This is a genomic window from Phenylobacterium sp. (genome assembly GCF_016793225.1).
Lineage (GTDB): Bacteria > Pseudomonadota > Alphaproteobacteria > Caulobacterales > Caulobacteraceae > Phenylobacterium.
In genome coordinates this window covers 1-21,233 of the sequence record NZ_JAEUMN010000104.1, presented here as the reverse complement: position 1 = coordinate 21,233, position 21,233 = coordinate 1, and the positions used below count along the sequence as shown (strand labels likewise).

Sequence of the window (21,233 nt, the reverse complement as noted above, 5' to 3'; positions counted from 1 at the left end):
CCTGCTGGCCCCCGTCGTGCGCGGCCGCAAGGGCGAGTACCGCAAGGAGTTCGCCGAGTGGCAGAAGGCCGGCTTCCAGCGGGTCAAGGTCAACGGTGAGCTGATGCTGATCGAGGACGCGCCGGTCCTCGACAAGAAGTTCAAGCACGACATCGACATCGTCGTGGACCGCATCGTCACCAAGCCGGGCCAGGAGCAGCGCTACGCCGACAGCCTGGCCACCGCGCTGAAGCTGGCCGAAGGCATCGCGGTCGCCGAATGGGCCGACCTTGACGAGGGCGAGACGACGCCGAAGCAGCTGCTGTTCTCCGAGAAGTTCGCCTGCCCGGTCTCGGGTTTCACGATCAGCGAGATCGAGCCCCGACTGTTCTCGTTCAACAACCCTTACGGCGCCTGCCCGGTGTGCGACGGCCTGGGAGCCAAGCTGGCCTTCGACGCCGACATGGTCGTGCCCGACAAGGACAAGAGCCTGCACAAGGGCGCCATCGCGCCCTGGGCGAAGGGCCCCTCGCCGCTCTACACCCAGACCCTGCAGGCCCTGAGCCGCCACTACGACTTCTCGATGGACGAGCCGTTCTGGAAGCTGCCCGAGCCGGCCAAGACCGTCATCCTCTATGGCTCGGGCGCGGAGAAGATCCGCTTCATCTATGACGACAACGCTCGCAAGTACGAGGTCAACAAGACCTTCGAGGGCGTGCTGCCGAACCTCGAGCGCCGTTGGCGCGAAACCGACTCGTCCTGGGTCCGCGAGGAGCTCGGCCGCTACCAGTCCGAGACGCCCTGCGAGGCCTGCGAGGGCTACCGCCTGAAGCCCGAGGCGCTCGCGGTCCGCATCGCCGGCGACCACATCGGCACGGTTTCGCGCCTCTCGATCAAGCACGCGAAGGCCTGGTTCGAGGGCCTGGAAGGCCAGCTCACCGACAAGCAGATGGAGATCGCGCGGCGGATCCTGAAGGAGATCAACGACCGCCTGCGCTTCCTCGTGAACGTCGGCCTGGACTACCTGAACCTGTCCCGCGCGTCGGGCACCCTGTCCGGCGGCGAAAGCCAGCGGATCCGGCTGGCCAGCCAGATCGGCTCGGGCCTGACGGGCGTGCTCTACGTGCTGGACGAGCCGTCCATCGGCCTGCACCAGCGGGACAACACGCGGCTGCTGGAGTCCCTCAAGGGCCTGCGCGACCTCGGCAACTCCGTGCTGGTGGTGGAACACGACGAGGAGGCCATCCTCACCGCCGACCACGTGATCGACATGGGTCCCGCGGCGGGCGTCCACGGCGGACGCGTGGTGGCCGAGGGCAAGCCCGCCGAGATCATGGCGAACCCGGACAGCCTCACCGGGCAGTACCTGTCCGGAGCGCGCGAGATCGCCGTGCCGGACGACCGGCGGCCGATTTCGAAGAAGAAGGTGCTGCGCGTCGTGGGCGCGCGGGGCAACAACCTCAAGGACGTGACCGCCGAGATCCCGGTGGGCACGTTCACCTGCATCACCGGCGTCAGCGGCGGCGGCAAGTCGACGTTCACGATCGAGACGCTCTACAAGGCCGCGGCCCGGCGGCTGCACAACGCCTCGGACGCGCCGGCGCCGCACGAGCGGATCGAGGGGCTGGAGCACTTCGACAAGGTCATCGACATCGACCAGTCGCCCATCGGCCGGACGCCGCGGTCCAATCCCGCGACCTACACCGGAGCCTTCCAGCCCATTCGCGACTGGTTCGCCGGGCTGCCCGAGGCGAAGGCGCGCGGCTACGGGCCCGGCCGGTTCTCGTTCAACGTGAAGGGCGGGCGCTGCGAGGCCTGCCAGGGCGACGGCCTGATCAAGATCGAGATGCACTTCCTGCCGGACGTCTACGTGACCTGCGACGTCTGCCACGGCCGCCGGTACAACCGCGAGACGCTCGAGATCCTGTTCAAGGGCAAGTCGATCGCCGACACCCTGGACATGACGGTCGAGGAGGCCGCCGAGTTCTTCAAGGCCGTGCCGCCCATCCGCGAGAAGATGGAGACGTTGAAGCGCGTCGGCCTCGGGTACGTGAAGGTGGGCCAGCAGGCGACCACGCTCTCCGGCGGCGAGGCGCAGCGGGTTAAGCTGTCGAAGGAGCTTTCCCGGCGGGCCACCGGCAAGACGCTCTACATCCTCGACGAGCCCACCACGGGTCTCCACTTCGAGGACGTGAAGAAGCTGCTGGAGGTGCTCCACGAGCTCGCCGACCAGGGCAACACCGTGGTGGTCATCGAGCACAACCTCGACGTCGTGAAGACCGCCGACTGGCTGATCGACTTCGGCCCCGAGGGCGGCGACGGCGGCGGCGAGGTGGTCGCCCAGGGCTCGCCCGAAGACGTGGCGCGCAACCCGCGCAGCTGGACGGGGCGGTACCTGCACGAGCTGCTCGAGCGCCATCGCGAGCGCCGGGGCGCGAAGCGGCGGGAGAAGGTCAGCGCGTGAGGCTCCTGATCCCTCCCCGGCAGGAGAGGGATCATCTAGGGTTCTCTCAACAAGGGGAGACCAGCCTATGAAACTCTATGGCGCGCCGATGCCGGCGCCGAACCCCAGGCGCGTGCGCATCTTCCTGGCCGAGAAGGGCGTCGACCTGCCTGAGACGCCGGTGAACATGATGCAGCGCGAGCACAAGAGCGCCGAGCACCGCGCACGCAACTCGCTGGGGCAGGTGCCGACGCTGGAGCTGGACGACGGGACCTGCATCTCCGAAACGGTCGCCATCTGCCGGTACTTCGACGAGATCCATCCCGAGCCGCCGATGTTCGGAAGGACGCCGGTCGAGAAGGCGCAGGTCGACATGTGGAGCCGCCGGGTGGAGTTCACGGTGATGAGCCCGGTCGGGATGTACTGGCGCCACGCCCACCCGTTCACGGCGCGGCTGCTGACCCAGTTCAAGGACTTCGGGGAGTCCAACCGGGAGCACTACCGCAACGCCCAGGGCTGGCTGGACCGCGAACTCGCGGATCGCCCCTTCCTCTGCGGCGACGCCTACACCATGGCGGACATCTGCCTGCTCTCCACGGTCGACTTCGCCACCTGGATCGGCCTGCCCCTCGAAGAGTCGAACGCCAACCTCAAGGCCTGGCACGACCGCGTCAGCGCCCGGCCCTCGGCCGCGGCGTAGGCCACGGGGAACTCAGGAGGCGCCGGCTCGCGTCCCGCGGCGACGCGCGGCGTCGCGCGGGCGTCAGGACGCCTCGGCGGCGTCGGCCTCGATCGCCCGGTAGGCGGTCGCGAAGGGGCCGTAGATCATCACGATCTGCAGGACCTGGAGCAGGAGCTGCATGACCAGCGTCAGCATGGTGGCGATCGCGGCCACCGGCGTCAGGCTGCCGAGATCCTGCATCGCCGCCTGGCCGCCGGAGAGTTCGACGATGGCGAAGCTGATGACGCTGAAGAGGATGTAGACGATCACATAGAAGATCACCGCCAGCACGATCATGCCGAGCAGCGACCAGAAGCGCCCTTTGGTCTTCTCCCAGGCGAGGCCCAGGGAAATCCGGCCGGTGACGAAGACCGTGGGCAGAAGCAGCGAGAGGCGCACGCCGATCCACATCGCCACGATGAAGGCGATCAGCGCCGCCACGAACCCGCCCACCGCGCCGCTCTGGCTGGCGCCGGCGGTGAACACGATGCCCACGATCCCCCACAGCGCGTAGATCACGATGCAGATGAGGTTCGCCACGGTGAGGCGTAGCTCGTCCTTGCCGAGCCGCAGATGCGCGAAGCCGTGCTCGGTCGGCCGCAGGACCAGGCGCATGACGCCGGCGGCGATGATCGACATGAGGAGCGCGGTCATCACCATGACCAGCAGGAAGGCGGGCCACGAACTGGCCAGCAATCCGGCGACTTCCTGCGGGTTGGCGTTCAAGAGCTCGCCCTTGCGGGCCAGCGCGATGAACTGCGGCCCCAGGGTCGCCATCATGGCGAGCGCGATCAGCAGGATGCCGCCGAAATAGACGGCGCTCCAGGCCAGCATCACGCCCGGATGCTCCTTGGTCAGCCGGAAGCCTTCCAACGCCGCATCGCTTGGTGAGAACTGAGCCATTCAACCCCTCTGCGCGAGCCCGACTCGGCTCGCGAGCCAGAACGCAGACTCTGCCGTGCATGGCAAACGGCGTGCAAGGCCCCGCTCGCGATCCAGTCGCACAGTTGCTAGTAGGCAACGCATGTCCATGAGACCTGTTCACGTCGTGGGAGGCGGCCTCGCCGGTTCCGAGGCCGCCTGGCAGATCGCAAGCGCGGGCGCGCCTGTCGTGCTGCACGAGATGCGGCCCGTGCGCGGCACCGATGCGCACCAGACCGACCGGCTGGCCGAGCTCGTCTGCTCCAACTCGTTCCGCGCGGACGACTGGGCCGGCAATGCGGTGGGCCTGCTGCACGCCGAGATGCGGGCGCTGGGCTCGTTGATCATGTCGGCCGGCGACGCCCACCAGGTCCCGGCCGGCGGCGCGCTCGCCGTGGACCGGGACGGCTTCGCGCAGGCGGTCACCGATCGGCTCGAGGCGCACCCGCTGGTCACGATCGTCCGCGAGGAGGTCGCCGGCCTGCCGCCGGCCGACTGGGACAGCGTCATCGTGGCGACGGGTCCCCTCACCTCGCCCGCACTGTCCGACGCGATCCTCGACCTGACCGGCGAGGGGCAGCTCAGCTTCTTCGACGCCATCGCCCCGATCGTGAACTTCGACAGCATCGACATGGACATCGCCTGGCGCCAGTCGCGCTACGACAAGGCCGGGCCGGGCGGCGACGCCGCGGCCTACATCAACTGCCCCATGGACCAGACGCAGTACGAGGCCTTCATCGACGCCCTGCTGGCCGGGCCCAAGTCCGAGTTCAAGGACTGGGAGCACGTGCCCTATTTCGACGGCTGCCTGCCGATCGAGGTGATGGCCGAGCGCGGGCGCGAGACCCTGCGGCACGGCCCCATGAAGCCCGTGGGCCTCACCAACGCGCACCGGCCCGACGAGAAGCCCTACGCCGTCGTGCAGCTCCGCCAGGACAACGCCCTGGGCACGCTCTGGAACATGGTGGGCTTCCAGACGAAGCTGAAGCACGGCGCGCAGACCGAGATCTTCCGGATGATCCCGGGGCTCGGGAAGGCAGTGTTCGCGCGCCTGGGCGGCCTGCACAGGAACACCTTCATCAACTCGCCCCGCCTGCTCGACGGGTCCCTGCGGCTGAAGGCCCAGCCGCGGCTGCGGTTCGCGGGCCAGGTCACCGGCGTCGAGGGCTATGTCGAGAGCGCGGCCGTCGGCCTGCTCGCCGGCCGCTTCGCCGCCGCAGAGCGCCTGGGCCGGACGCTGGCGCCGCCGCCGCCCACGACGGCGCTGGGGGCCCTCGTCGGCCACATCACCGGCGGCCACCTGGAAGGCGGGCCCGGGTCGTTCCAGCCGATGAACATCAACTACGGCCTGCTGCCGCCGATGGCGCCGCCGAAGCGCGACGCCGACGGTCGCCGGCTGGGCGCCAAGGAGAAGACCCGGCTGAAGAAGCGCGCCGTGGGCGAACGGGCGCTGGCCGACCTCGCGGCCTGGGCGGGCCATCCTGCGCCGACGCTGGCGGCGGCCGAGTAGATCCAGGCCCCGATCAGATCCGCCCGGAGGCCGTCGCCCAGACCAGCCTCAGTCGGTCGACCAGGGGAGACCGTCGCCGGCCGACCAGGGCCGCGTGCGCAGCCGCCGGAAAGGCGGCCGGCTCCAGCTTGCGGACGGCGCGACGGGCCGAGGCCAGCGCCTTGCTCGCCAGGGCGGCGACCCTCGGCTCGCCACGCTTCGACAGCGCCCAGGCCGCCCCGGCCGCCCGCGCAGGACCGGCGTCTCCGGCGGGCGCCAGGATTCGGGCCGCGATCTCGGCGGCGCGGCCCCCGGTGTCCCGGGCCCAGCGCAGGGCCTCCTTGGGCCGCATCGGCGTGGCGTCGAGCTCGCGGTAGCGCGCATCGATCATGGCCTCCAGCGGCGCACGCTGGAGGGCGTGGCGCGCCACGGCCGCCGCCAGCGCCTGCGCCGTCGGATGCCGGCGAACGGGTCGAGCCTCGTAGATCTCGTCCAGCACCTCGCGCCACCACGTGAGGCGGATCTCGCCCAGGAGCGGATTGGAGGTGACCTTCGGGGCCCGCGCCAGTTCGTGATCGTAAGCGTAGACGGCAATCACGTCGGCTCGCTTGCCTGCGTCGCCGATGAACCGGCTGGAGAGCCAGCGGTCAGGGTCCACCCGCCGGACCAGGTCGTCGAGATCGTCGTCCATCGCACCCTCAACGAAAAAGGCCCGCCGATGGGGCGGGCCTCTCCGTCATTTCGCCGGCCGCTATCCGAACAGCGTCTGCGTCATGGTCATCGACGTCAGCATCGGGATGCTGAGCAGAAGGTTCGTGCGCGAGAACAGCATCGCCGTACGGCCCGCCTTGGCCTTGGCGTCGGCGTCCGCGTCCACGATGCCCAGGGCGATCTTCTGGTTCGGCCAGATGAACACCCAGACGTTCAGGAACATGATGATCGCCAGCCACATGCCCACGCCGAGCAGCGTGAAGCCCTTGTCGCTCGGGGCGAGGCCGCCGAACAGGCCGAAGGTGAACGCCTCGTGCGCGTAATTCGCGCCGCGAGCGTAGGCGACCAGCACGCCCATGAGCACCGTCGCGGCCGCCGCCCAGCGGAACCAGAACAGCGCCTCGGGGGCGATGTACTTGGAGACCGCAGGCTTAAGCTCGGCCGGGATTTCCGGCATTTTCCGGATCTGGACGAAGTTGAAGTAGTACAGCAGCCCGATCCACAGGATGCCGAAGAAGGTGTGCAGCCAGCGCAGGACCGCCTGCCAGAAGGCGGCGTCCGTCCCCTGCGGGCCTTGCGAGTACGCGACGACCATGACCAGCGCGAGGACCACGCTGAGGATCACGGTGTTGCGGAAATTGGCGAGTAATCCAGCCATCTAGCTTGCCCTTGTGAGTCCCTGCCCTAGGTCGAGAGGTATAGGACCTTTCGTCACAGGCCGGAAGGACGCATCAGACGGCGATCAGGGCGGCCGCAACCCGCCGGCCTTCCGACGTGAGCAGATTGTAGAGCCGGGCGGCGGCGGGCGTGTCCATGAACTCCAGCCCGATCCCGGCCGCGCGCAGGCGTTCGCGCACCTCGCGGGGCGGCATGGCGTTGCGGGCGCCCACGCCCAGCAGGACGAACTCCACCTCGGCGGCGCCGGCGTCGAGCACCGGCTGCAGCGCCGCCGGCGTCAGCTGGTCCAGGCGCGCCACGGACCACGCGCGGGGTTCGTCCCTGAGGATCAGCACCGAGCCGTCGTGGCGGGCGCCGTCGAGGCGGAAGCCGCCGTCCCCGTAGGCGTCGATCGCGGGCGCGTTGCGGGCCATGGGCCGTCTCCTACCGCCCGCCCCGACCGGCCTCGATCGAGACCGTCAGGAAGACGGGGTCCGTCGTCGGGCTGCCGGAGCGCATCGGGATCGCCTGCGGGTGTCTCGGCCTGCCGGAACGCGCGCTAGGGCCGCGCGTCCAGGGGCTTCAGCACCTCGGCGTCCTCGCCCCGCTTCACGCCCAGCCACATCAGCACCACGGCGGCCACGAAGAACGACGAGTAGGTGCCGACCACGATGCCGAAGATCATCGCGATGGAGAAGCCGAACAGGGTCTCGCCGCCGAAGGCCGCCAGCACGCCCAGCGCCATCAGGCCGGTGACGCCGGTGATGGCCGTCCGCGACAGCGTCTCGTTGATCGAGAGGTCGATCACCTCGGACAGCGGCATCCGCTTGTACTTGCGCAGGTTCTCCCGGACGCGGTCGAGCACGACGACGGTGTCGTTCACCGAGTAGCCGATGATGGTCAGGATCGCCGCCACCGTGTTCAGCGAGAACTCCATGTTCGTGACCGCGAACAGGCCGAAGGTGAGCAGCACGTCGTGGATCAGGGCCGCGGCCGCGCCGATGCCGAACGTCAGGCCGAACCGGAACCAGATGTAGACCATCATCATCCCGACCCCGAGCGCCAGCGCCAGCACGCCGTTGCGGAACAGCTCGCCCGAGACCTTCGGCCCCACGACCTCCGTGCGCTTGAACTCAAGGGGTCCGATCGCGGCGACCAGCGCCCGCTTGGCGCCCTCCACGGTCACGGCCGGATTCTGGCCTTCCGGGGTCTCGAAGCGCACCAGCGCGTCCTGCGGGCTGCCGAACGCCTGCACCTGGACGTCGCCGAGCTGGCGGGCGTTCAGGGTCTCGCGAACCCGTCCCAGGTCGATGGGCTGCCTGGAGGTGATCTCCAGGACCGTGCCGCCGCGGAAGTCGACGCCGCAGTTCAGGCCCGCGCAGGGCGGCTCGAACGGGAACAGCGTGAGGAAGACCGCCGCGATCGTCGCGACCAGCGACACCCCGGCATAGACCTTCGCGAACCGCATGAAGCGGAAGTTGGTCTTGACCGGCAGCAGCTTGATGAGCGGCCACCACGTGGAAGGAGTCTTGCTCATCGGCGGCTCACTGGATCGGAAGGAACTTGGGCCGCGTCGTCCGCAGCCACAGGGCCAGGATCACCTGCGTGATCAGCACGGCCGTGAACACCGAGGTGAACACCCCGATGGCCAGGGTCCAAGCGAAGCCCTTCACCGGACCCGCGCCGAGGCTGAACATGATCAGCGCGGCCCCGAGGTGGGTGATGTTGGCGTCGAAGATGGTCAGCATGGCGCGGTTGAAGCCCGCATCGATGGCGGCGATCACCGTTCGCCCGGCCCGCATCTCCTCGCGCATCCGCTCGTAGATCAGCACGTTGGCGTCGACGGCGACGGCCAGCGTCAGGATGAGGCCCGCGATGCCCGGCAACGTCAGGCTGGCCTGTGTGATCGACATCGCCGCGATGATCAGCAGCCCGTTGACCAGCAGGGCCAGGATCGAGACGCCGCCGAACAGGAAGCCGTAGGCCACGACCATGAAGGCGAGAACCAGCACGAACGCGCCGATGGCCGAGATCTGGCCGGCGGCGATAGCGTCCGCGCCGAGCTCGGCGCCGACGGTCCGCTGCTCTTCGACGTTCAGGCGGGTCGGCAGGGCGCCCGCGCGCAGCACCAGGGCCAGGTCGTTGGCGCTCTCGACCGTGAAGCTGCCGCTGATCTGTCCGCTGCCGCCCGTGATCGGCTCGTTGATGGACGGCGCCGAGATGTACTGATTGTCGAGGACGATCGCGAAGCGGCGGCCGACGTTGCGGATGGTCGCATCGCCGAAGCGGCGCGTGCCCAGGCCGTTGAACCGGAAGCTCACGATCGGCTCGTTCTTCATCTGGTCGAAGCCCGGCTGGGCGTCGGTCAGCATCTCGCCCGTGACCAGCGCGCGGCGGTCGACAACCAGCGGCGGCTGACCGCCCTCGCCCGGCATCAGCATCTTGCCGGGGGGGACGCGCCCGGCCATGGCCGCGGCGACGTCGGCGTTCTCGTCCACCAGGTGGAAGGTGAGCTTGGCGGTCTTGCCCAGCACCTCCTTCAGGCGTTCGGGATCGCTCTCGCCGGCGGCCGCGACGACGATGCGGTTGGATCCCTGGCGCTGGATCGTCGGCTCGCGGGTGCCCAGTTCGTCGATGCGCCGGCGGATGATCTCGATGGACTGGTCCACCGCCCGCTTGGCTTCGGCCTCGAAGGCCTCGGCGATGAAGGTGAGCCGGAGCGTCTGGCCGGGAAGGACCTGGACGGTCGTGTCCCGCCCGCCGACCGCGCCCTGGATCGTGGAGCCGATGGTGTTTCGCAGCACGCGCGCCGCGGCGTCCACCTGACCCGGATCGACGATGCGCACGTTCACCCCGCCATTCACGGGCCCGAGGTCCGCGAAGGCGATCTGCTCCTCCCGCAGCGTCGTGCGGACGTCCTCGACCATGTTCGTCAGGCGCTCGCTGCGCAGGGCGTCCGTGTCGACCTCCAGCAGGAGGTAGGATCCGCCCTGGAGGTCGAGCCCCAGGTTCAGGGTCTGGCGCGGCATGAAGCCGGGAAGCCCGTCGCGCACGCTCTGCGGCAAGGCGTTCGGAAGCGCGAACAGCAGCCCGAGCACCACCGACAGGATGACGAGGACGACCTTCCAGCGGGAGAGGGTAACCATCTGGAGGGGCGCTTAGGCCTTGGAGTCGTTGGCCGGCGCGGGCTCGCCGCGCGACCGGACGTCCGAGATCATGCCCTTCACCACCTTCACGGTGACGCCGGTGGCGATCTCGAGACCGACTTCCTTGTCCTCGACCCGAACGACCTTGCCGATCATGCCGGACGAAAGCACCACCTGGTCGCCGCGCTTCAGGGCGGCCAGCATCGCCTGATGCTGCTTCATGCGGCGCTGCTGCGGCCGGATCATCAGGAAATAGAACAGCACGATCAGCAGGATCGGCATGCCGATGACCTGGATCAGGGCATTGGGGTCGTTCATCTCAGCTCCGGAAGCGTTGCCCTGGCGTAGGGCCGGAAATCGGGTCGGCGGAAGCTATGCGCAAGGACCCGCTTTTGCAATCGAAGCGGCGCGGGTGCTAGGCAGCGGGTCATGCAGGGTGACGACAGGACGGTCTTGAGCCGCATCGCCGAGGCGCTGGAGAGGCTCGCGCCGCCGGCGCCGACGGCCGTAAGCTTCGATGGCGGCAGGCTTTTCCGCCATGATCCGCGCAGCGGCGCGTTCCATGCTGCGCCGGACTATCCTCTGCCGCTCCAGAGCCTCGTCGGCGTCGACCGGCAGAAGGACCGCTTCGTCGAGAACCTGAAGCGCTTCGCCCAGGGTCTGCCCTCGAACCACGCCCTGCTCTGGGGCGTCCGGGGCGCGGGCAAGAGCTCGCTCGCCAAGGCCGCGTTCATGTCGGTCGCCGCCGAGAGGCCGGACCTGAAGCTGGTGGAAGTCGACCGGGACGAGGTCACGACGCTGCCTGCGCTGTTCGACGTGCTGCGGGGCCGCTCCGAGCGCTTCGTCGTGCTGTGCGACGACCTCTCCTTCGAGGAGGGCGCCGCGGCGGCCAAGGCGCTGAAGTCGGCGCTCGAGGGCGGCGTCTCGGGACCGCCCGCCAACGTCCTGTTCGTGGCGACCTCGAACCGCCGCCACCTGATGCCGCGCGGCCACCAGGAGGACCGCGGCCTGGTCGCCGCCGCCGAGGACGCCGAGGAGGAGGTCAGCGTCTCGGACCGCTTCGGGCTGTGGATCGGCTTCCCGCCGATGGACCAGGCGACCTACCTCGCCGCCATCGCGGCCTACGCCGCACAGTTCGACCTCGCGGCGCCCGACCTCGAACGGCGCGCCCTGCAGTGGGCGCAGCTGCGCGGCGCGCGCTCGGGCCGCGTCGCCTGGCAGTTCATCCGCGACCTCGCCGGCGAGCTGGGCAAGCCCCTGCCCCTCTGACGCGCACGAAAAAGGCCGGCGCCATCGCGCCGGCCTTCTCGATCCAGCAGGTCTCCGCGGATCAGGCGGCCTGAAGCTGGCCCGCGGACATCTTGCCGCTGCGCTTGTCGCGCTCCAGCTCGAAGGAGATCTTCTGGCCTTCATTGAGGCCCGACATGCCCGCGCGCTCGACGGCCGAGATGTGGACGAACACGTCCTGCCCGCCATCGTCCGGCTGGATGAAGCCGAAGCCCTTGGTCGCGTTGAACCACTTCACGGTTCCAGTTGCCATTTGAGTGCCCTTTCCGGGAAATAATTGGCGTCATGTGCCGACGCTTGCATCAAATTCTCGGATAGGGTCGTCGGTAAATCCGCGGCGGATCCAATGAAAATCCAGCCGGAAAAATTCGCGAGCCAGTGCGAAATTCGATGCTCAAAACATAATGTATTTCTGCCCGTGCGCAAGAATGTCTTCGGCAACGGGCGACATCCGGCCATTTTAACTCTACAATGCCGGCCAGCAGCCGAGGCGGCCGGTCCGACCGCGCCCGGCGCCCCCCCAGGAGGTTTCCATCATGCGCGCAACTCCCGACCGTGACGTCTTCACCGTGGTGCGCCACGACGGCGGCTGGGCCGTCGAGCACGAGGGCCAGGTCTCGGACATCACCCGCGACAAGGAGGTCGCCAAGGCCTCGGCCAACAAGCGGGCCCGGGCCTCGTTCGACGCCGGCCGGTCCTGCGTCGTCCGGGTCTTCGGCGAGCATGGCTACTTCGATGCCGCGTAGCGCTGCGCCCGCCTCGCTGAAGCGGCTGGCGCCGGCGCCCCGTTTTCGGGCCGAGATCGAGGAGGCCGAGGCGAGCGGGGTCTCCCGCGACGCCATGACCCTGCGCCTGACCCTGGGGGACTGCACGGCGCTCAAGCGCGACCGGGAGCTGCCGGTCGCCGACATCAGCTTCGCGGGCGGCGTGATGCGCTACCTGGGCGTGAAGGTCGAGCCCGGCGGCGTGCCGGAGAGCGTGCTCGACCTGGAAGCCTGAGGCCGGGCTACCGCGGGAGGACCAGGTTCGGATCGACGGGTCTGGCGCGCTCCTGCGGCGTCGGCGCGTAGCGGACCTCGAAGTGGAGCTGCGGCTCGGAAACGCCGCCGCTCGACCCCGCCTGACCGATCTGCTGGCCCTGCGTGACCTTCTGCTGCATGCGCACGTCCACCCGCCCGAGGTGGGCGTAGGCGGTGACCCAGCCGTCCGCGTGCTTGACCAGCACGAGGTTGCCGAAGCCCGGCACCTGGTCGCCGGCATAGACCACGTCGCCCGCGGCCGCGGCCCGCACCGGCTCGCCGGCCGGGACCCGGACGTTGACGCCGTCGTTGCGCTGGCCGCCGCCGCGGTCGCCGAAGCTCGACAGGATGTCGCCCCGCACCGGCCAGATGAACAGGCCGCGGCCCATCTGGCTGATCTGGGCGTCGCTGACGGGCGGGCTGGCCGTGGGCGCGCCCACGGGCGGGCCGGAGGGCCGGTAGGGCTGCGGCGAGCTCGGCAGCACGGTGGGCGGACGCGGGGCCGAGCGGGGCGGCGGCAGCGTCTGGCCTACGGGGGGCGGCGTCTCGAAGGATGACGGCGGACGCGGCGCAGGCGGCGTCGGCCGGGGCGGCGTCGGCGCCACGGCGGGCGTGGAGGCCTCGATCGGGCCGCGGTCGCGATAGCCCGCCGGCAGCCGCAGGCGGCGGCCCGGGGCCACGCTCGCGCCGCGACGCAGGCCGTTGGCGCTCCGCAGCTTGTCCACCGTGGTGGAGAACCGCTGGGCGATCTCGGCAAGCGTGTCGCCGCGCTGCACGACATAGGCCTTCGCCGAGCCGCCCGGGCCGCGGATCGTCTGGCCGGGCTGCAGCCGGTAGGGGCGCTTCAGCTTGTTGATGCGGGCGAGTTCCGGCACCGACGAATCGAGGCGGCCGGCGATCTCCTCGAGCGTGTCGCCCTTGCGGACCCGATAGGCGCGCCCAGGCGTGTCGACCGTGACCACGCGCCCCGTGACCTCAAGCCCTGCCGCGGACTCGGACCGGGCCTCCGGCGGACGGTCCGCCTCGGGCTCAGGCTCGCGGCGCGCGCTGCTGGTGCGAGGCGGCGGCGGCTCTTCGGCCGCGGCGGCGGCCTGCGCGCCGGGAACCTGGATCTTCTGGCCGCGGAAGATGGACGAGGAGCGGCCCATGCCGTTCGCGGCCTTCAGCGCCTCGACCGTGGTCCCGAAGCGGACCGCGATGCCGAAGAGCGTGTCGCCCGACTTCACCGTGTAGGTCTCGCCCGCCGTCGAGCCGGACGTCCGCCGCGTGCTGCGCGCCGGGGCCGGCGCCTCGGCCTTGGGGTTCTTCAGCACCTGACCCGGCTGGAGCCGGTAGGGACGGCGCAGGTCGTTCGCGCGGGCCAGATCCTCCATGTCCACGCCGAGCCGTGAGGCGATCTCCGCGAGGGTGTCGCCGCGCCTGACCGTGTAGGTGTCGGGCGTCGCGGCGCGGCGCGTGCGGGCGAAGGCGTCGACGGCGGGCGGCTCGAACGACAGGACGGGCGCGCGCTCGGCCTCGGCCATCGCCGCAGTCTGGGCCGGCGCCGCGGCGGCGGGCGGCAGGGGCAGCAGCACGGCGCTCTCGATCGGCGCGGTGGGCGCCGCGACCGCCGCCTCGGCCGTCGCCGTCGCCGCGGGCGGCGGCGCCGGCTGCGAGACCGGGACCGGCGCAGCCCCGGCCGCCCGCGACTGAGTCAGGATCGGATGGTCCGCGTAAGGGCTGACGCAGGCGGAGAGGGCCGTGCCGGCCAGCAGGATCAGGGCCGTTCGTCCGAGAAGATGCGTCATCGCCGCTCCGGGGTAGGACAGAGAATCATCGGGGCGTGAGGGGGAATGATGGCGGCGAGCCGGCGCCCCCGCCAACCCGCAAACGCTGCGCAACACGAAAAGGTCAGAGCTCCTTGGCCACGCCTTCGAGGAGGGGCACGAAGCGGACGTCGATCAGGTCCTCCACCTCGAACCCGCCCTGCCCGTCGCCGGTGTAGCGGCGGAGCGTCTGGACGGGACCCTTGCCGATCGGCGCCACCAGGATGCCCGTGGGCTTCAGCTGCGCGAGCAGAGCCTTGGGCTCTCCCGGCGCCGCGGCCGTGACCATAATGCGGTCAAACGGCGCCTGCTCGGGCCAACCCTCCCCGCCATCGCCGAAGCGGGTGATGATGTTGGTGAGGCCCAGCTCCCTGAAGCGGCCCTCGGCCTCCTTCATGAGGGTGCGGTACCGCTCGACCGTGTAGACCAGCCGCGCCAGCCTGGAGAGGATCGCGGTCTGGTAGCCGGACCCGGTCCCGATCTCCAGGACCCGGTCGCGGCGGTCGATCTTCAGCGCCTGGCTCATCAGGCCGACGATGAAGGGCTGGCTGATGGTCTGGCCGCAGGCGATCGGCAGGGCCGAATCCTCGAACGCGCGGTCCTTGAAGAGCTCCTGCGTGAACAACTGACGCGGCGTCGTCTCGATCGCCGTCAGCACCTTGGCGTCGGTCACGCCCTGGCTGCGCAGCGCCAGCAGCAGGCGCGCCATGCGGGTTTCGGGCGTGTCGTCGGCGTCGGACATCAGAGCTTCGGCGGGACGCCGCCGAGGCGTCCCCTCATGTCGTTGAGGGTGGGCAGGTGGGTCAGGTCGATGTGCAGGGGCGTCACCGAGATCTTGCCGTCGTAGAGGGCCCGCAGGTCGGTCCCCTCGGCCGGGCTCGAGCGAAGCTGGCGGAAGCCGACCCAGAAGTACTCCCGCCCCCGCAGGTCCGTGCGCCGCTCGGCGTGGCGGACCTGGACGTCGCGGAATCCCTGCCGGGTGACCTCGACCTCGCGGATCTCGCCGGCCTTCCCGTTCGGGAAATTGATGTTCATCACCACGTCGGGCGGCCAGCCGATTTCCATCAGGCGCTTGATGATGCCGGGCGCATGGGTCTCGGCCGGCTCGAAGCTGGTCCCTTCCTCGTAGAAGCCCATCTGCGACAGCGCGATCGAGGGAATGCCCAGCGCCATGCCCTCGATGGCCCCGGCGACCGTGCCGGACATGGTCACGTCCTCGGCGAGGTTCGCCCCGCGGTTCACGCCCGACAGCACGAGGTCGGGCTTCTTCCCCTGGATGAGGTCGTTCACGCCCAGCATCACGCAGTCGGTCGGCGTCCCGGTCGTGGCGAAGCGTCGCTCCGAAAGCGTGCGCACGCGGATCGGGTCGGCCAGGGTCAGCGCCCGGCTGGCGCCCGATTGCTCGTACTCCGGCGCGACCACCCAGACGTCGTCGGACAGCCTGGCCGCGATGCGCTCCAGCGCCTCCAGGCCATCGGCGTGAATCCCGTCATCGTTGGTGATGAGGATCCTCACCCTGCGCCCCCGATGTGGGTCACGCCGGGCATGTAGGGATGCAGAGCCTGCGGGATGGCGATCCGGCCGCCCTCGTCCTGGTAGTTCTCCATGATGGCGACCAGGGTCCGGCCAACCGCGAGGCCCGAACCGTTCAGGGTGTGGACGAAGCGGGTGCCCTTCTCGCCGGCCTTCTTGGTCCGGGCGTCCATGCGCCGGGCCTGGAAGTCGCCGCAGTTGGAACAGGAGCTGATCTCGCGGAACTGACCCTGGCTCGGCAGCCAGACCTCGAGGTCGTAGGTCTTGCGGGCCGAGAAGCCCATGTCCCCCGAGCAGAGGAGCATGGTGCGGAACGGCAGCTCCAGGCGCTTCAGCACTGCCTCGGCGCAGCTCACCATCCGCTCGTGCTCGTCCTCGGATTGCTCGGGCGTGGTGATCGAGACCAGCTCGACCTTCTGGAACTGGTGCTGGCGGATGATGCCGCGGGTGTCGCGGCCCGACGCCCCCGCCTCGGCCCGGAAGCAGTGGGTCAGCGCCGTGAGCCGCAGCGGCAGCTCCTCCTCGGGCGTGATCTGCTCGCGCACCAGGTTGGTCAGGGTGACCTCGGCGGTCGGGATCAGCCAGCGCAGCTCGGGCGCCTCGCCCGCCTCCCCGACCGCACGCGCCGTCTCGAGGCCGGGAAAGGCGACGAACTGGTCGTCCGAGAACTTCGGCAACTGCCCGGTGCCGAACATCGTCTCGCTGCGGACCAGGAGCGGCGGGGCCACTTCGAGGTAGCCGTGCTCGCGGGTCTGCAGGTCGAGCATGAACTGGCCGATGGCCCGCTCCAGGCGGGCGAGCTCACCCTTCAGCACCACGAAGCGGGCGCCGCTCATGCGGGCGGCCGCCTCGAAGTCCATCAGCCGCGCCGCCTCGCCCAGGTCGACGTGATCCCGCGGCTTCGAGATGGCGAACGGGGTCCCCCACCGGCGCACTTCGACGTTGTCGTGCTCGTCGGCGCCGGCCGGCACGTCGGCGGCCGGGACGTTCGGCAGGGCCGCGACCATTCCCCGCAGCGCCTCGCCCGCGGCCCGCTCGGCCTCGGCGTGCTCGGCGAGCTGGCCCTTGAGCGCCTCGACCTCGGCCATCAGGCGCTGGGCCTCGGCCTCGTTCTTCTGCGTCTTCGCCTGGCCGATCTTCTTGGACGCCTCGTTGCGTTCCGCCTGCGCCGCCTGCCCGGCGGTCTGGGCGGCCCTCAGGCGGGCGTCGAGTTCGAGGATCTCGGCGACGCGCCCGGCGGAGCCCTTCGACGCCCAGGCTTTTTCGTAAAGCTCGGGATTGTCGCGAATGGCTCGGATGTCGTGCATGGGTCGCTGGGGAGATGGTGAGGAGGCTGAGCGGCTCTCTCTAGAGCGCGTCGGAGGGGGCGCCAAGCTTGCCGGCCGCCCGACGGCCGGCGATCATGTCGCGGGCGCCGAGGCGCTGCACGAAGCGGGGGTGGATATTGTACCGGATGCTCAGCCGCGGCGTTCTGGCGGCGCTTGCGATCCTTCTCGCGCCGGCCGGAGCCGCCGCCGAGGAGGCCGCCGCCCTGGCCGTGCGGATCGGCGGAGACGAGATCCGGATGCCGGTTCCGGCGGGCTACTGCGAGCCCACAGGCCGCTATGCCAACATCGCCCAGCTCACCGACGCCATGGATCGGGAGAACATCACCTACCTGGCCCTGGTGGACTGCGCGGCGGTGAACGCGGGGCGCGAGCTCTCGCGCTACCTGTTCCTCCGCGCGCCGAAGGTCTTCGCGTCCGAGCGGCTGACGCGGGAACAGCTCTTCGAGCGCATGGGGCCGATGCCCGAGAACGCGCCGAACCTCCTGCTCGACAACCCGGCCATGGACCAGGCGAAGGGTGCCGCCCGGCGCGCCACGGGCCGCAACGTCGAGCTCAGCGGGGAAATGCGCCCCGTCGCCAAGGACGAGGCCGGCTACTACATGGCCGGCGGCCTGCAGCAGGACGACGCCGGGCGCAGCCGCCGGACCTCGGTCGGCATCGGGGCCACCGCCGTCCGGGGCCACGTGGTGACGGTGAACAGCTACGTCCGCGGCTCGGACCTCGCCGCCGTCCGCGAGGCGCTGAAAGTCGCCCGCGAGACCACGCAGGGACTGGTGGCCGCCAACCCCTAGGGCCGGCGCCGGACGCTGCCGACGAGTTCCTGGGGGCTCAGCCGGATCGCGGCGGCCTCACGCCGCGTCCGCGGCGGCCTCGTCTTCCCTGTCCCGCCGGCGCTCGATGAGCTTCACGCAGCCGATCGACAGGAAGTAGAGCGCGATGATGGGGCCCGCGAGGAGAAGCTGGCTGATGGGGTCCGGCGGGGTGACGACCGCCGCGACGATCACGACGCCGAGCACGGCGTAGCGCCAGCCCTTCCACAGCATCTCGGAGTTCACGATGCCCGCCAGGCCCAGCAGCGTCAGCACCACCGGCAGCTGGAAGCACAGCCCGAACGCCAGCAACAGGGTGGTCACCAGGGTGAGGTAGTCCGACACCTTGGGCAGCAGCTGGACCTGGATGCCCGAGGCGCCGACGATCTGCTGGCTCAGCGAGAACCAGAGCACGAATGGCAGGATGATGTAGTAGACGAGCGCCGCGCCCAGGGCGAACAGCACGGGCGAGGCCAGCAGGAACGGCAGGAAGGCCCGGCGCTCCCGGCGGTAGAGGCCCGGCGCCACGAAGGCGTAGGTCTGCCAGGCGAGGATCGGGAAGGCCACGACCACGGCGCCGAACCCGGCCAGCTTGAGCTTGGTGAAGAAGAACTCCAGCGGCGCGGTGAAGATCAGGTCGGGCGCGCCGCCGGTGACCGACGCGAGGGTCTTGAGCCCGATCAGCACGAAGAAGAGGTCGAAGGCGCCGTTGGCCTGCCCCGCCTTCTGGGCCGCGAAGATCTGCCCCGCCAGCTGGAAGGGGTGCAGCAGCACCTCGTAGATCTGGCTGGAGAAGCCGAAGCACACGATGAACGCGACCACGACGGCGGCCACGCAGACGATCAGCCGCTTGCGAAGCTCGATCAGGTGGTCGAGCAGCGGCGCGCGCGACGCCTCGATGTCGGCTTCGTCGCTCTCGTAGCTCAAGGCTTGGCCTCGACAGTCTTGCGCGCCCTGGGTTGCCCGGCCTTGGGCTTCCGCGCCTTGGGCTTCGGGGCCGCCGCGTCCGGCGCGGCGTCGGCTTGCGGGACGGCGCTCTTCTTCGCGCGCGGCTTGCGGGCGGGCTTGGCGGGCGCGTCGGACACCTCCACCGGCGGCGGCGGCGGCTCGGTGGCGTCGTACTGATAGCTCATCGGGGGATGCAGCTGAACGCCCACGTCCGACAGGCTCTGCTCGATCTCGCCGACGGTCGAGCGCATCGCCTCCTCGTGGCTCGCCATGTCCGCGAACTGGCCCCGGCGCATCGCCTCGACCTCCTTGCGCAGCTCATCGAGCTCGGACTGGCGCGCCATCTCGTCGAAGCTGGCGCGGAACTCGGCGGCCATGCCGCGGAGCCGGGCCACGAACTGGCCGAGACGCCGCAGCATGATCGGCAGGTCCTTGGGGCCGACCACGACCAGCGCGACCACCGCGATGATCAGCCATTCAATTCCGCCGACGTCCGGAAGCATGGGGGTGGCCTAATGAGAAGCGCCGGCCGCATCAAGCGGACCGGCGCCGGATTCCGTCTCTCATGCTCGCGGATCAGCTCCGCGCGCTGTCCTTCTCGTCCTGCGCGAGCTTCTTCGCGTCCTGCTGCGCAGGCTCGTCGTCGCCCTTCAGGCCGTCGCGGAAGGCCCGGATGCCCTTGGCGGCGTCACCCATCAGGCCCGAGAGCTTGCCGCGCCCGCCGAACAGCAGGAGCGCGACCACGAGGACCGCCAGAACGTGCCAGATGCTGAATGCGCCCATGCGCTGAAAACTCCCTGGACGACGCCATCCGCCGCCGCCGTTGTCTCACGCGGAGATATATAGTCGCTCCGCCGGGCGCGCGCCAACGCGGGTTTGTCGTTGCGCGTCCGATCGCCCGCCCCCGCCCGATCACACCCCCCCAAATGGCGATGTGCCTGCGCGGGGCCGCGTGGGACGGTTCTTCCAAGCGACAGCACGGATCGGAGGATCGGGAAATGCTCGGCCACTTCATGCGCACCACCCTGGCGGCCACGGTCGGCGTGGCGGCCGCCGCGACGGCTCAGGCGACGACGATCGACTTCGACAGCCTCCCCTATTCGACGCCCGGGGCCGTGGTCGAACTCAACACCCAGTTCGCGCATCTCGGCGTCCTGTTCGAAGCCGGCGTCGGGAGCATCGACACGTTCGGCGGGGTCATCATCCTCCCTGGCGATCCCGACGGAACCAACATCGGCTACATGCGGCTGGGCGCCCCGCAGACGATCCGCTTCGTCGATCCCTCCAACTCGGCCGTGAACGCCACGACCAACTTCGTCTCGTTCGACAATCTCGGCCTCATCGCGAGCGCCGGCGAGTACAGCGGCTTCACGGCGCGCGCCTTCGACCTGAACGGCAATCTGCTCGGCGAGACCACGGTCGCGCCCGCGGGGCCGGCCCAGGCGCGCGCGGTCTTCCAGACCAGCCTGAGCTTCACAGGCATCCACCGGATCACGACGACCCGCATCCCGAGCCCCATTGGCGGCATGCAGCCGATCGACAACCTGACGTTCGGGCCGCTGACCGTCGTGACGCCCGGAGGCGTGCCGGAGCCGTCCACATGGGCCATGATGATTCTCGGCTTCGCGGCGGCGGGTCACATCCTGCGGCGCTCCCGGCCAGGACGCCGCGCCGTCAGCTGACGTCCGCGACCCGCACGCCCATCGGACCGATCAGGGCTGCGACGGCTCGTCTTCCGCGAGGAAGTCGACATGGAACTCGGGGGCGTCGCCCTCCAGCGGGTCCTCGTCGCCGCCCGCCAGGTTCGGATCCGGAACGCTGAAGCCGGCCGGCAGGTCGAGCGAGAGCAGGCCGGCCGCCTTCATCTCGGCCATGCCCGGCAGGTCGCCGAGCGTGGCCAGCCCGTAGTGCTCCAGAAAGGCGTCGGTGGTCCCGTAGGTCACCGGCCGGCCCGGCGTCCGCCGTCGGCCGCGCATCCGCACGAGGCCCAGTTCGAGCAGCACGTCGAGCGTGCCCCGGCTGGCCTGCACGCCGCGCACGGCCTCGATCTCGGCCCGGGTCACCGGCTGGTGGTAGGCGATGATGGCCAGCGTCTCCTGCGCGGCCTTGGAGAGCCGGCGCGGCTCGTCGCGCTCCTCCGTCATCAGCCACGCGAGGTCCTCCGCGGTCTGGAAGCGCCAGCCGCCGGCCACGCTCGCCAGCACCACGCCCCGACCTTCGTACATCCGCCCAAGCTCGACGATCGCGCCCATGACGTCGGCGCCCTCGGGCAGCCGCCCGGCGAGATCCTGCTCGGTGAGCGGCCCGGCCGCGGCGAACAGCAGCGCCTCGATCTCGCGGGCGGTCTCCCGGTAGTCGCTCATGCCGCAGCCTCGCCCTTGCGCGCCCTCAGGTAGATGTCGGCGAACGCCTCGAGCTGGCGAGCCTCCATGGCGCC

The 21,233-nt window shown here is 70.2% G+C and carries 24 protein-coding genes; 8 read left to right on the top strand and 16 right to left on the bottom strand.

Annotation, left to right across the window (positions count from 1 at the left end):
- Together uvrA and JNK30_RS12320 are read left to right on the top strand one after the other, a co-directional pair.
- Positions 1-2,443 (top strand): excinuclease ABC subunit UvrA (gene uvrA / locus JNK30_RS12325; protein ID WP_293482538.1); only part of this gene is annotated, 2,443 nt, incomplete at its 5' end.
- Positions 2,444-2,510: 67 nt separating this feature from the next.
- Positions 2,511-3,122 carry a glutathione S-transferase family protein gene (locus JNK30_RS12320; protein ID WP_293482537.1) on the top strand — a complete coding sequence of 204 codons (612 nt, stop codon included), beginning with the start codon at positions 2,511-2,513 and terminating at the stop codon, positions 3,120-3,122.
- Between the two features lie 63 nt (positions 3,123-3,185).
- On the opposite strand, the gene JNK30_RS12315 is transcribed toward JNK30_RS12320, so the two are convergent.
- Positions 3,186-4,046, bottom strand: coding sequence for a hypothetical protein (locus JNK30_RS12315; protein ID WP_293482536.1), 861 nt, complete (start codon positions 4,044-4,046; stop codon positions 3,186-3,188).
- Positions 4,047-4,167: 121 nt separating this feature from the next.
- Between JNK30_RS12315 and trmFO the strand changes: the two genes are divergently transcribed.
- The gene (gene trmFO, locus JNK30_RS12310; RefSeq protein WP_293482535.1) at positions 4,168-5,574 is read left to right on the top strand and encodes a methylenetetrahydrofolate--tRNA-(uracil(54)-C(5))-methyltransferase (FADH(2)-oxidizing) TrmFO; all 1,407 of its coding nucleotides are present in this window, start codon (positions 4,168-4,170) and stop codon (positions 5,572-5,574) included.
- 13 nt (positions 5,575-5,587) lie between these two features.
- On the opposite strand, the gene JNK30_RS12305 is transcribed toward trmFO, so the two are convergent.
- The 6 genes from JNK30_RS12305 to yajC form a co-directional block, all read right to left on the bottom strand.
- Entirely contained in the window at positions 5,588-6,244 is a 657-nt protein-coding gene (locus tag JNK30_RS12305; RefSeq protein ID WP_293482534.1) for a squalene/phytoene synthase family protein, read from the bottom strand.
- Positions 6,245-6,304: 60 nt separating this feature from the next.
- Positions 6,305-6,922, bottom strand: coding sequence for a hypothetical protein (locus JNK30_RS12300; protein WP_293482533.1), 618 nt, complete (start codon positions 6,920-6,922; stop codon positions 6,305-6,307).
- A 73-nt stretch (positions 6,923-6,995) separates the two neighbouring features.
- Positions 6,996-7,355, bottom strand: coding sequence for an Mth938-like domain-containing protein (locus tag JNK30_RS12295; protein WP_293482532.1), 360 nt, complete (start codon positions 7,353-7,355; stop codon positions 6,996-6,998).
- Positions 7,356-7,480: 125 nt separating this feature from the next.
- A complete protein-coding gene (gene secF / locus JNK30_RS12290) occupies positions 7,481-8,458 on the bottom strand; it encodes a protein translocase subunit SecF (RefSeq protein ID WP_293482531.1) in 978 nt (325 codons plus the stop codon).
- A gap of 7 nt (positions 8,459-8,465) precedes the next feature.
- A complete protein-coding gene (gene secD, locus JNK30_RS12285; RefSeq protein WP_293482530.1) occupies positions 8,466-10,067 on the bottom strand; it encodes a protein translocase subunit SecD in 1,602 nt (533 codons plus the stop codon).
- 12 nt (positions 10,068-10,079) lie between these two features.
- On the bottom strand, positions 10,080-10,385 hold the full coding sequence (yajC, locus tag JNK30_RS12280; protein ID WP_293482529.1) for a preprotein translocase subunit YajC: 306 nt from the start codon (positions 10,383-10,385) through the stop codon (positions 10,080-10,082).
- Between the two features lie 111 nt (positions 10,386-10,496).
- On the opposite strand from yajC, the gene JNK30_RS12275 reads away from it, so the two are divergent.
- Positions 10,497-11,336, top strand: a complete 840-nt coding sequence (locus JNK30_RS12275) for an ATP-binding protein (RefSeq protein ID WP_293482528.1) — start codon at positions 10,497-10,499, stop codon at positions 11,334-11,336.
- A 61-nt stretch (positions 11,337-11,397) separates the two neighbouring features.
- On the opposite strand, the gene JNK30_RS12270 is transcribed toward JNK30_RS12275, so the two are convergent.
- Entirely contained in the window at positions 11,398-11,607 is a 210-nt protein-coding gene (locus JNK30_RS12270) for a cold-shock protein (RefSeq protein WP_293482527.1), read from the bottom strand.
- Between the two features lie 283 nt (positions 11,608-11,890).
- Between JNK30_RS12270 and JNK30_RS12265 the strand changes: the two genes are divergently transcribed.
- Together JNK30_RS12265 and JNK30_RS12260 are read left to right on the top strand one after the other, a co-directional pair.
- Complete coding sequence (locus JNK30_RS12265) at positions 11,891-12,100, top strand: DUF2188 domain-containing protein (RefSeq protein ID WP_293482526.1); 210 nt, start codon at positions 11,891-11,893, stop codon at positions 12,098-12,100.
- Positions 12,090-12,353 carry a hypothetical protein gene (locus JNK30_RS12260; protein WP_293482525.1) on the top strand — a complete coding sequence of 88 codons (264 nt, stop codon included), beginning with the start codon at positions 12,090-12,092 and terminating at the stop codon, positions 12,351-12,353. Before JNK30_RS12265 ends, JNK30_RS12260 begins: the two co-directional genes overlap by 11 nt.
- 7 nt (positions 12,354-12,360) lie before the next feature.
- Here JNK30_RS12260 and JNK30_RS12255 read toward each other — a convergent pair whose 3' ends face one another.
- The 4 genes from JNK30_RS12255 to serS all read right to left on the bottom strand — a co-directional run bounded on the left by JNK30_RS12255 (position 12,361) and on the right by serS (position 17,018).
- Positions 12,361-14,160, bottom strand: a complete 1,800-nt coding sequence (locus JNK30_RS12255; protein WP_293482524.1) for a LysM peptidoglycan-binding domain-containing protein — start codon at positions 14,158-14,160, stop codon at positions 12,361-12,363.
- A 103-nt stretch (positions 14,161-14,263) separates the two neighbouring features.
- Positions 14,264-14,920: a protein-L-isoaspartate(D-aspartate) O-methyltransferase gene (locus JNK30_RS12250; RefSeq protein ID WP_293482523.1), complete on the bottom strand. Its 657-nt coding sequence runs from the start codon at positions 14,918-14,920 to the stop codon at positions 14,264-14,266.
- Positions 14,920-15,693 carry a 5'/3'-nucleotidase SurE gene (gene surE / locus JNK30_RS12245; protein ID WP_293482522.1) on the bottom strand — a complete coding sequence of 258 codons (774 nt, stop codon included), beginning with the start codon at positions 15,691-15,693 and terminating at the stop codon, positions 14,920-14,922. The genes JNK30_RS12250 and surE overlap by 1 nt, the downstream gene beginning before the upstream one ends.
- Complete coding sequence (gene serS, locus JNK30_RS12240) at positions 15,690-17,018, bottom strand: serine--tRNA ligase (protein ID WP_293482521.1); 1,329 nt, start codon at positions 17,016-17,018, stop codon at positions 15,690-15,692. Before serS ends, surE begins: the two co-directional genes overlap by 4 nt.
- Before the next feature lie 146 nt (positions 17,019-17,164).
- Between serS and JNK30_RS12235 the strand changes: the two genes are divergently transcribed.
- The gene (locus JNK30_RS12235; protein ID WP_293482520.1) at positions 17,165-17,830 is read left to right on the top strand and encodes a hypothetical protein; all 666 of its coding nucleotides are present in this window, start codon (positions 17,165-17,167) and stop codon (positions 17,828-17,830) included.
- A gap of 57 nt (positions 17,831-17,887) precedes the next feature.
- Here JNK30_RS12235 and tatC read toward each other — a convergent pair whose 3' ends face one another.
- The 3 genes from tatC to JNK30_RS12220 all read right to left on the bottom strand — a co-directional run bounded on the left by tatC (position 17,888) and on the right by JNK30_RS12220 (position 19,579).
- The gene (gene tatC / locus JNK30_RS12230; protein ID WP_293482519.1) at positions 17,888-18,775 is read right to left on the bottom strand and encodes a twin-arginine translocase subunit TatC; all 888 of its coding nucleotides are present in this window, start codon (positions 18,773-18,775) and stop codon (positions 17,888-17,890) included.
- Positions 18,772-19,299, bottom strand: a complete 528-nt coding sequence (gene tatB / locus JNK30_RS12225) for a Sec-independent protein translocase protein TatB (protein ID WP_293482518.1) — start codon at positions 19,297-19,299, stop codon at positions 18,772-18,774. Before tatB ends, tatC begins: the two co-directional genes overlap by 4 nt.
- A 73-nt stretch (positions 19,300-19,372) precedes the next feature.
- Complete coding sequence (locus JNK30_RS12220; protein ID WP_293482517.1) at positions 19,373-19,579, bottom strand: twin-arginine translocase TatA/TatE family subunit; 207 nt, start codon at positions 19,577-19,579, stop codon at positions 19,373-19,375.
- Positions 19,580-19,794: 215 nt separating this feature from the next.
- On the opposite strand from JNK30_RS12220, the gene JNK30_RS12215 reads away from it, so the two are divergent.
- Entirely contained in the window at positions 19,795-20,478 is a 684-nt protein-coding gene (locus tag JNK30_RS12215) for a PEPxxWA-CTERM sorting domain-containing protein (protein WP_293482516.1), read from the top strand.
- A 30-nt stretch (positions 20,479-20,508) separates the two neighbouring features.
- Here JNK30_RS12215 and scpB read toward each other — a convergent pair whose 3' ends face one another.
- Entirely contained in the window at positions 20,509-21,159 is a 651-nt protein-coding gene (gene scpB, locus JNK30_RS12210; RefSeq protein WP_293482515.1) for an SMC-Scp complex subunit ScpB, read from the bottom strand.
- Positions 21,160-21,233: the final 74 nt, after the last annotated feature.